The 8666-nt window shown below is 43.6% G+C and carries 10 protein-coding genes; 3 read left to right on the top strand and 7 right to left on the bottom strand.

Annotated elements, in window-relative coordinates; translation table 11 throughout:
- The 3 genes from comP to LWH95_RS17435 all read left to right on the top strand — a co-directional run.
- A partial coding sequence (comP, locus tag LWH95_RS17445) for a two-component system sensor histidine kinase ComP (protein ID WP_232920068.1) occupies positions 1-1721 on the top strand: 1721 nt, incomplete at its 5' end.
- Between the two features lie 80 nt (positions 1722-1801).
- The gene (gene comA, locus LWH95_RS17440; protein WP_003220716.1) at positions 1802-2446 is read left to right on the top strand and encodes a two-component system response regulator ComA; all 645 of its coding nucleotides are present in this window, start codon (positions 1802-1804) and stop codon (positions 2444-2446) included.
- An 18-nt stretch (positions 2447-2464) separates the two neighbouring features.
- The gene (locus tag LWH95_RS17435) at positions 2465-2845 is read left to right on the top strand and encodes a hotdog fold thioesterase (RefSeq protein ID WP_019259331.1); all 381 of its coding nucleotides are present in this window, start codon (positions 2465-2467) and stop codon (positions 2843-2845) included.
- A 38-nt stretch (positions 2846-2883) separates the two neighbouring features.
- On the opposite strand, the gene mnhG is transcribed toward LWH95_RS17435, so the two are convergent.
- From mnhG to LWH95_RS17400, 7 genes are read right to left on the bottom strand one after another with little or no spacing between them, the layout of a single operon-like run.
- Positions 2884-3258, bottom strand: a complete 375-nt coding sequence (mnhG, locus tag LWH95_RS17430; protein WP_060399388.1) for a monovalent cation/H(+) antiporter subunit G — start codon at positions 3256-3258, stop codon at positions 2884-2886.
- Positions 3242-3526, bottom strand: coding sequence for a Na(+)/H(+) antiporter subunit F1 (locus LWH95_RS17425; RefSeq protein WP_003241049.1), 285 nt, complete (start codon positions 3524-3526; stop codon positions 3242-3244). Before LWH95_RS17425 ends, mnhG begins: the two co-directional genes overlap by 17 nt.
- Positions 3526-4002 (bottom strand): Na+/H+ antiporter subunit E, encoded by a 477-nt coding sequence (locus LWH95_RS17420; RefSeq protein WP_003241050.1) that lies wholly within the window; start codon positions 4000-4002, stop codon positions 3526-3528. The genes LWH95_RS17425 and LWH95_RS17420 overlap by 1 nt, the downstream gene beginning before the upstream one ends.
- A gap of 5 nt (positions 4003-4007) precedes the next feature.
- Positions 4008-5489, bottom strand: coding sequence for a Na+/H+ antiporter subunit D (locus LWH95_RS17415; RefSeq protein WP_232920067.1), 1482 nt, complete (start codon positions 5487-5489; stop codon positions 4008-4010).
- Complete coding sequence (locus LWH95_RS17410) at positions 5482-5823, bottom strand: Na(+)/H(+) antiporter subunit C (RefSeq protein ID WP_003220730.1); 342 nt, start codon at positions 5821-5823, stop codon at positions 5482-5484. Before LWH95_RS17410 ends, LWH95_RS17415 begins: the two co-directional genes overlap by 8 nt.
- Positions 5823-6254 (bottom strand): Na(+)/H(+) antiporter subunit B, encoded by a 432-nt coding sequence (locus LWH95_RS17405; protein WP_003241054.1) that lies wholly within the window; start codon positions 6252-6254, stop codon positions 5823-5825. The genes LWH95_RS17410 and LWH95_RS17405 overlap by 1 nt, the downstream gene beginning before the upstream one ends.
- Positions 6247-8652 (bottom strand): Na+/H+ antiporter subunit A, encoded by a 2406-nt coding sequence (locus LWH95_RS17400; RefSeq protein ID WP_133486207.1) that lies wholly within the window; start codon positions 8650-8652, stop codon positions 6247-6249. Before LWH95_RS17400 ends, LWH95_RS17405 begins: the two co-directional genes overlap by 8 nt.
- Between the last annotated feature and the right edge of the window lie 14 nt (positions 8653-8666).

Below are 8666 nucleotides of genomic sequence, written 5' to 3'. Positions count from 1 at the left end.
ATCTTAGAGAAATAGGAAAAGCTTTTTTGAATAGAATCTCTTTTCTTTATATCATACCAATATTTAATGTTGGAATTGAGTTTTTCCGAGCCTATTTACAAGTTGATATTGATTTTTTAGCGACTGTTAACTTGGTTTCTTTTGCGATATTGACTCTATTTGCTTTTTTGTCGATATACTTTCATCTTAATAAATATAAATATGCTGAGCATTCGTTTATTCTTAAATTATTAATTCTAACAAATACTCTATCATTTGCGCCATTTTTGATATTTTATGTTCTTCCAATAATATTTACTGGTAATTATATTTTCCCTGCATTAGTCTCTGCATCATTACTGGTACTTATTCCGTTTGGTTTAGTGTATCAATTTGTAGCCAATAAAATGTTTGATATAGAGTTTATTTTAGGAAGAATGAGATATTACGCTCTACTTGCTATGATACCAACTCTATTTATAGTTGGAGCATTAGTTTGGTTTGATGTAATGGAAATTCAGATGAACCCTGTGCGTCAAACTGTATTTTTTTTCGTTGTCATGTTCGCTGTCTTTTACTTTAAAGAGGTCATAGATTTTAAATTTCGGTTAAAACGTTTCTCTGAAAAATTCAACTATCAGGACAGTATCTTTAAATATACTCAGCTAATGAGGGGTGTAACTTCTCTTCAACAAGTCTTTAAAGAACTGAAAAAAACTATTTTGGATGTTTTACTTGTAAGTAAAGCTTATACCTTTGAAGTTACTCCTGATCACAAAGTGATATTTTTAGATAAGCATGAAATCGGACCGGACTGGCACCTTTATCAAGAGGAGTTTGAAAACGTAACATCAGAAATCGGGAAAATTATAGAAGTCAATCAAGGCTTTCTTATGAAAGTTGGTGAACGAGGCGGAAGTTCTTATGTTCTGCTTTGTTTATCTAATATTAACACTCCCCGGCTAACACGTGATGAAATATCGTGGCTGAAAACACTGTCTTTTTATACAAGTGTGTCCATGGAAAATGTCCTGCATATTGAGGAGCTCATGGAACATTTGAAGGACTTAAAGCAAGAGGGAACCAACCCGATATGGCTGAAAAAGCTAATGTTTGCAATCGAAGAAAAACAACGTTCAGGACTCGCCCGCGATCTCCACGATTCCGTTCTTCAGGATTTGATTTCCTTAAAGCGCCAGTGTGAGCTGTTTTTGGCTGATTTTAAGAAGGACGATAATCCGTGCCAGGAAGAGGTGCAGGACAAGCTTGTACAGATGAATGAGCAGATGTCTGATGTGATTTCGATGACGAGGGAGACGTGTCATGAGCTGCGGCCGCAGCTTCTGTATGATCTTGGGCTGGTGAAGGCGCTGTCGAAGCTTGTGGCGCAGCAGCAGGAGCGGGTGCCGTTTCATATCCGTTTAAATACGGGCAGATTTACGGCTTCGCTTGATCTGGATTCGCAGCTGAATTTGTACCGGATCATTCAAGAGTTTCTGTCTAATGCGGTCAAGCACTCTCAGGCGACGGATGTGCTGATTATGCTCATCAGTATTCAAAACAAAATCGTTCTTCATTATGAGGACAATGGCGTAGGGTTTGATCAAGAAAAAAATAATGAGCATTCCATGAGCATGGGGCTTTCTGGCATTAAGGAGAGAGTCAGGGCTTTAGATGGACGCCTTCGGATTGAAACAAGTGAAGGAAAGGGCTTTAAGGCTGATATTGAAATCGAATTGTAATGGTTTTATAACGGAAACGACTTGGCACAGGCCAAGTCTTTTTTATAAAATGGAAATGAGTGAGTAAAAGGGAGGAAAACATGAAAAAGATACTAGTGATTGATGACCATCCGGCTGTCATGGAAGGCACCAAGACAATTTTGGAAACGGATTCGAATCTGTCTGTTGATTGTCTCAGTCCTGAACCGAGCGAACAGTTTATCAAGCAGCATGATTTCTCGTCATATGATCTCATTTTAATGGATCTGAATTTAGGCGGCGAGGTCAATGGGATGGAGCTTTCTAAACAGATTTTACAAGAGAATCCTCATTGTAAAATTATCGTGTATACCGGTTATGAGGTCGAGGATTATTTTGAGGAAGCGATTCGTGCGGGTCTGCACGGTGCCATCAGCAAAACCGAATCGAAAGAAAAGATCACCCAATACATATACCACGTACTCAACGGAGAAATTTTAGTCGATTTTGCTTATTTTAAACAGCTGATGACTCAGCAAAAAACAAAGCCGGCTCCTTCCTCTCAAAAAGAACAAGATGTGCTCACACCTAGAGAATGCCTGATTCTTCAAGAAGTTGAAAAGGGATTTACAAACCAAGAAATCGCAGATGCGCTTCATTTAAGCAAGCGGTCCATTGAATACAGCCTGACATCGATTTTCAATAAGCTGAATGTCGGTTCCCGGACGGAAGCGGTTTTGATTGCGAAATCAGACGGTGTACTTTAAATAAGGGAGTTGTATATGATGGATATGAAACACACATTGCTTGAAGCGCTTGGAATCGAGATTGTTGAAAGCACGGCGGAACGATGCGTTGCGGTCATGCCGGTGGATCATCGGACGGTGCAGCCGTTCGGATATTTGCATGGAGGCGCTTCAGTTGCTCTGGCGGAGACCGCGGCGAGCGCAGGTGCGCAAAATCTGATTGATCACACAACACAAGCTTGTGTCGGTTTGGAGATTAACGCCAATCATTTGAAATCCGTAAAGGAAGGAACGGTAAAGGCAGTAGCCGAGCCCGTTCATAAAGGCAGAACGACCATTGTCTATCAAATACACATCTATGACGAGCAAGAGAGGCTGATCTGTATATCCAGATGCACGCTGGCTGTCATCAAGAAATAAAAAAACAGCCGGAACTCTGCCTGTCCGGCTGCTTATTTTTATAAGTAAGAATCCTCTTTTCGTTTAATCACAAAGTTTCTGATCCCGTTATAGTCATCCTGTACACTTCTCTCATCAAGCTTGACGCCGGAGTTGTACGCAGCACGGCAGATCAAGTGCCCTCCGACAGGCGACGTAATAAAGATAAAGAAAATCCCGAGCAGGATTTTAGCCGATATTTCCCCGGTTATAAACCACAAAAAGAAGAAGACACCGAGCAGAACCATATTGACGCCTAATGTTGAGCCTTTAGAAGCAGCGTGTGAGCGTGTATACATATCAGGAAGACGAAGCGTCCCAAATGAAGCGGCAAGGCATACAAGAGAGCCGAGCAGAATGAATACAGCCACGACGACTTTAGCGATTTCGATCATTTTCGATAATCTCTCCTTTCTCCAAAAACTTAGAAAATGCAATTGTTCCGATAAACGATAAGATCCCCAGCAGCAAAATAATATCCAGAAACGCACTTGTTTTCAGCAAAATGGAGACAAGCGCCGTGATCGCGATCAGATTGATGCCGATTGCATCCAGAGCCACAACCCGGTCAGGCACAGTCGGTCCTTTAATGACACGAATGACATACAAAAGGGTAGACACTGCCATAATGCCGAGCGCGATTTGCAGAATCAGCGTAAACATCAGCGGCTCACCTCCTGTATGGCTTTCTCAAATGACTCCCGAATATCAAAAATGGCTTTTTCCGCATCCTCAATATCCATCGCGTGAATGTAAAGAATCGTCCTGTCATCGGAAATATCCATCACCAAGGTTCCCGGCGTTAACGTAATGAGCAGTGACAGCAGGGTGATTTCCCAATCCTTCGTGAGCTCTGTTTTAAAAGCGAAAATGCCCGGTCTGATATTCAGTTTCGGCGATAGGACTGATTTCATTACACTGACATTGGCAAGGTACAGTTCCTTTAAAAAAATCAAAAAGAGTTTGATAATAGAAAACATTTTCCATAGATAAAACTGGCGGGTAAAAAAGCGCCGGAAGAAAAAGAGAGAGAGCATTCCCAGAGCATAGCCTGTGATAAATCCTGCGGCGCTTGGATCATTGCTCAAGAACATCCAGCAAAATGCGAGAAACACATTTAATAAAATTTGAAATGCCATGCGATCTACTCCTTCAAAACAGCTTCAATATATTTTTCCGGATTCAGCAGCGTCTCGGCCGCTTGATCAACGTAAGGGGACACCCATTCTGTGCCCAAACCGAAGAGCAGAGACAGTAAGAGAAAAATAGCTGCCGGATAAAGAAGTCCTTTAGCTGTTCTATAATTTGGTTTTGGTGTTTCTTTTTCTTCGCCCCAAAACGCATGTATAAAGATCCTCAGCACAGAGTATAGTACGAGCAGACTTGAAAGCAGAATCAGCATGGAAATCGTAAATTCACCTTCCGCGAAGCCGCCCTCCGCAATTTTAAATTTGCCGACAAATCCGCTGAGAGGCGGGATGCCCGCAAGAGAAATAGCTGAAATGAAAAACATCCATCCAAGAACAGGGTAGCGTTTGATCAGCCCGCCCATTTTATGCAGGCTCGCTGTTCCAGTCAGTGCGATCAGCGTGCCCGCCAGCATAAATAAAGCGCCTTTAATCAGCATATCGTGAATCAGGTAGTAAATTGCGCCTTGAATGGATGCGGGGGTATGAACTGCCACACCGAACAAAATCACACCGACAGCGGTGATAATGTTGTAGATCACAATTTTCATGACATCCGTATAAGCGAGTGAACCGATAACACCGAAAATCACAGTCAGTGCCGCCAGCCAAATCATCAGCTGATGGGTAAAGGCTGTATCGTGAATAAAAATCAATGTGAAAACCCTCGTGATCGCATATAAACCGACTTTTGTCAGCAATGCGCCGAACAACGCGGAGATTGCCGCCGGAGGCGCGTAATACGAGCCCGGAAGCCAAAAGTAGAGGGGGAAGATTCCGCCCTTCATACCGAATACAATCAGCAGCAGGACACTGATGACAGTAATCAGGCCTGTTTGCCCGGATTCACTGATTTTGGCGCTTAAGTCCGCCATGTTCAACGTACCGGTTACAGCGTATAAAAAGCCGACACCGATGACAAACATGGCCGACGACACGATATTAAACACAATATATTTAATGGACTCCCGCAGCTGAATTTTTGTGCCGCCTAATACAATCAGCATATAGGAAGCAATAAGCAGAAGCTCAAAAAATACGTACATATTAAATAAATCGCCTGTTAAAAACGCTCCGCTGACGCCGGCAAGCAAGAACTGCACGCCGGAGTAATAAAAGGAACGCTCCCGTTTTTCACCGACGGAACGGAAGGAATAAAGCCCAACCAATAAACCGATTACCGCTGTTGTGAGAACGAGCAGGCTGGCGAATTGGTCTGCGACGAGCACAATACCGTACGGCGCTTTCCAGCCGCCCAGACTGAGTGTCTGGATACCTTTTGTGAAGACAGTCTGTACGAGTATGCCGCTGATCACAATCCCGATTGCCGATGCCGCAGTGCTGAAGATTCGCATGAGCATCAGATTCTTCGTCATGAAAATCAGCAGAATGGCCGACAGGAGTGGGATCAGGATTGGCAAAATAACAAAATTATTCATGTTGATCATTTCCCCTCATTTGATCCATATCGTCCGATTTCAATTCCTGATAAGCCCTAAAGGCCATGACGAGGATGAATGATGTAACGCCAAATGAAATGACAATTGCCGTCAAAATCAGGGCTTGTGGAAGCGGATCGACAAATGATTTGGCATGCTCGCTCAAAATCGGAGCGGCGCCTTTCTTTAATCCTCCCATAGTCAAAAGCATTAAATGAACGCCATGGCTTAACAGTGCTGTCCCGATAATGACGCGGAGCAGGCTTTTAGACAGCAGCAAATACGTAGCTGCCATAAAAATAATACCGGCTAAAACAGCCATTAAGATTTCCATTATTCTTCCTCTCCAATCGTTTGAATAATGGTCATCGTAATGCCTACGACAACTAGATAAACGCCTAAATCAAATATCGTCGCCGTGGCAAGCTCCGTTTTCCCAAGGATCGGCAGCTGAAAATATCCGAATGTATGGGTTAAAAAAGGAGCTCCGAAGACAAAGGAGCCAACGCCGGTTAATACAGCGAGCAGAAGTCCGGCTCCCGCGACATAAATGAAATTAACCGGCAAAATCGAACGCACGGTTTTTAAATCATATGCCAGCAGCAATAGAACGATGGAAGAGGACGTGATCAGCCCGCCGACAAAGCCTCCTCCAGGCGCGTTATGCCCTGATAAAAATAAATAGAAAGAGAAAAGCAAAATGATAAAGGATACAAGCTTTGTCACGGTTTGAAGAATTAAGTCATTTGTTTTTTGTTCATTCACCGCTTTTCCCCTCCTCTTTTACTTTTGTTTTAATCATGCTGTAAATGCCAAGAGCGGCAATCGTCAGCACCGTTATTTCAAACATCGTATCAAAGCCCCTGAAATCAACGAGGATGACATTGACGACATTATCCCCTCCGCCGAGATCGTGGCTGTGTTTTGTGAAGAAGGATGCGATGCTGTCTTTTGTACGCTGGCTTGAAGATGCGATGCCGAGCAGAGTGACGATAATCCCGACGCCTAAAGAAATGATGAAATTCGTCATCCGGAATGTTCTCGTTTTCTTTTTCAGCCGCAGCTTCGGCAGATGGTAGAAACAAAGCAGAAACAGTGCGACAGAAATCGTTTCAATGACAAGCTGGGTCAATGCCAAGTCCGGCGCTCTGAAAATCACAAAAAACAATGCGAGCGTATAACCGACAACACCGAGTGAAATAATCGCCGTCAGTCTTGATCTGGCAAAAACAGTCGCCGCTGTGCCGCTGATCATGACAAGCGTCAGAATAATTTCGTATACGCCGATTTTAGCCATGCCTTCCGTTGTAAAGGAAAATCCGCCTTTGATGACAAAAGCTCCGCCCATCAGAATGATGAAACCAGCGAAGATGTACAGCAAATAATCCCTTAAAAAGCCGGTCATATATTGTTTGGTGACTCGGTAAGAACCTTTTTCCATCAGAGTCACAAGCTTGTCGTATAACCGATTGAGTGTGAGCTTCGAAGGAAATAGCTTATAGATTCCCTTCCACTTATTCATCGTCAAATATCCAATGGTGCCGATAACAATAATTCCTGCAGTCATCAGCACTTCCGTATTCAGCCCATGCCATTGCGAAATGTGAACATGGAATTTCTCATGGCTGTCCAGCAGTGTCGGATAGATCGAGTTCATCGCCGGCTCAATCAAGCTGTAGGACAGGATATTTGGGAAAAAGAAGAGACTGACAGCAAACGCGACCAGAATGACAGGAGATACGAGCATGCCAGCCGGCGCTTCGTGAGCCTGTTTTTCAAGCTGCTCAGGCTGGTAACTTCCCCTGAACGTTTTAAACAGCAATTTCATGCTGTAGATAAATGTAAATACGCTTCCGATCCAGGCGAGAACAGGAAATAAAGCGCCCCATGTCTGCACGTTGAACAGATCGAAATGTGTTACGCGAAGCATGCTTGTGAAAAACATTTCCTTACTCAAAAATCCGTTAAACGGCGGAAGTCCGGCCATTGAAAATGTCCCGATTAAGGAAATGGTAAATGTAATCGGCATAATCGCCATCAGGCCGCCGAGCTTCCGGATGTCCCGAGTGCCTGTTTCGTGATCGATAATCCCGACTGCCATGAACAAGCTTCCTTTAAAGGTAGCGTGGTTGATTAAATGGAAAATGGCAGCCATGGCGGCAACTGTATAATATTCTGTATGGCCGTAATGAAGAGCTGCGGCACTGACCCCAAGCATGGAGATGACCATACCGAGCTGGCTGACGGTTGAAAACGCCAAAATCGATTTTAAATCAGTTTGTTTCACGGCATGGAATGAACCCCATACCATCGTAAAGAGCCCAACGAGGGAAACGATCCAAAACCACTGAGCTGAAAAGGCGAAAATAGGACTGAATCTCGCAATTACATAAATGCCGGCTTTCACCATAGTAGCTGAATGGAGATATGCGCTGACAGGCGTCGGAGCTTCCATCGCATCAGGCAGCCAGATATAAAAAGGGAATTGCGCGGACTTTGTAAATGCCCCTAATAAAATGAGAATCATAGCCGGGATAAACAAGTCGTGTCCGGCAATTAATTGAACCTGATGAATCATCTCTCTAATACTGAAGGAATCTGTTATCAGATAAAGGAGAATAAATCCGCCGAGCATGCACAGCCCGCCGCTGACCGTAATCAAAAGTGATTTGGCAGCGCCGTAGCGCGACTTTTCACGCTTATACCAATATCCGATCAGCAAGAATGACGAAAGGCTTGTCAGTTCCCAAAACATATAGAGGACCATGACATTGTCTACAAGAACGACACCGAGCATCGCACCCATAAACATCAATAAATAGACATAAAAGGGCCCGAGCTGTTCTTTTTCTTTCGATAAATAAAAAATGCTGTAAAGAGTGACCAAAGAGCCGATGCCTGTGATCAGCAAGGCGAATAACAATCCGAGACCATCTATATAAACGGTAAAGTTAATGCCAAGTGAAGGAATCCACTCCAATACCGACCGCAGTGTTTCTCCCGATTGTGTCATCCTGATCATTGGGAGAAAGTATATAAACAGCAAGACGGGCAGGATCAACACAAACCAGCCCGTGTGCACTCTTTTTGCGTATTTTGCCAAGAAGGGAATGATAATGGCAAATAAAAAAGGCGATAAAATAGCAAAATGTAAGAGCTGCAAAGATAAGACCTCCT

Origin of the sequence: Bacillus sp. G16 (assembly GCF_021282335.1) — a bacterium.
Taxonomy (GTDB): domain Bacteria; phylum Bacillota; class Bacilli; order Bacillales; family Bacillaceae; genus Bacillus; species Bacillus inaquosorum.
Note: the sequence above shows the minus strand (reverse complement) of the source record. Positions and strands in the feature narration are given on the sequence as shown.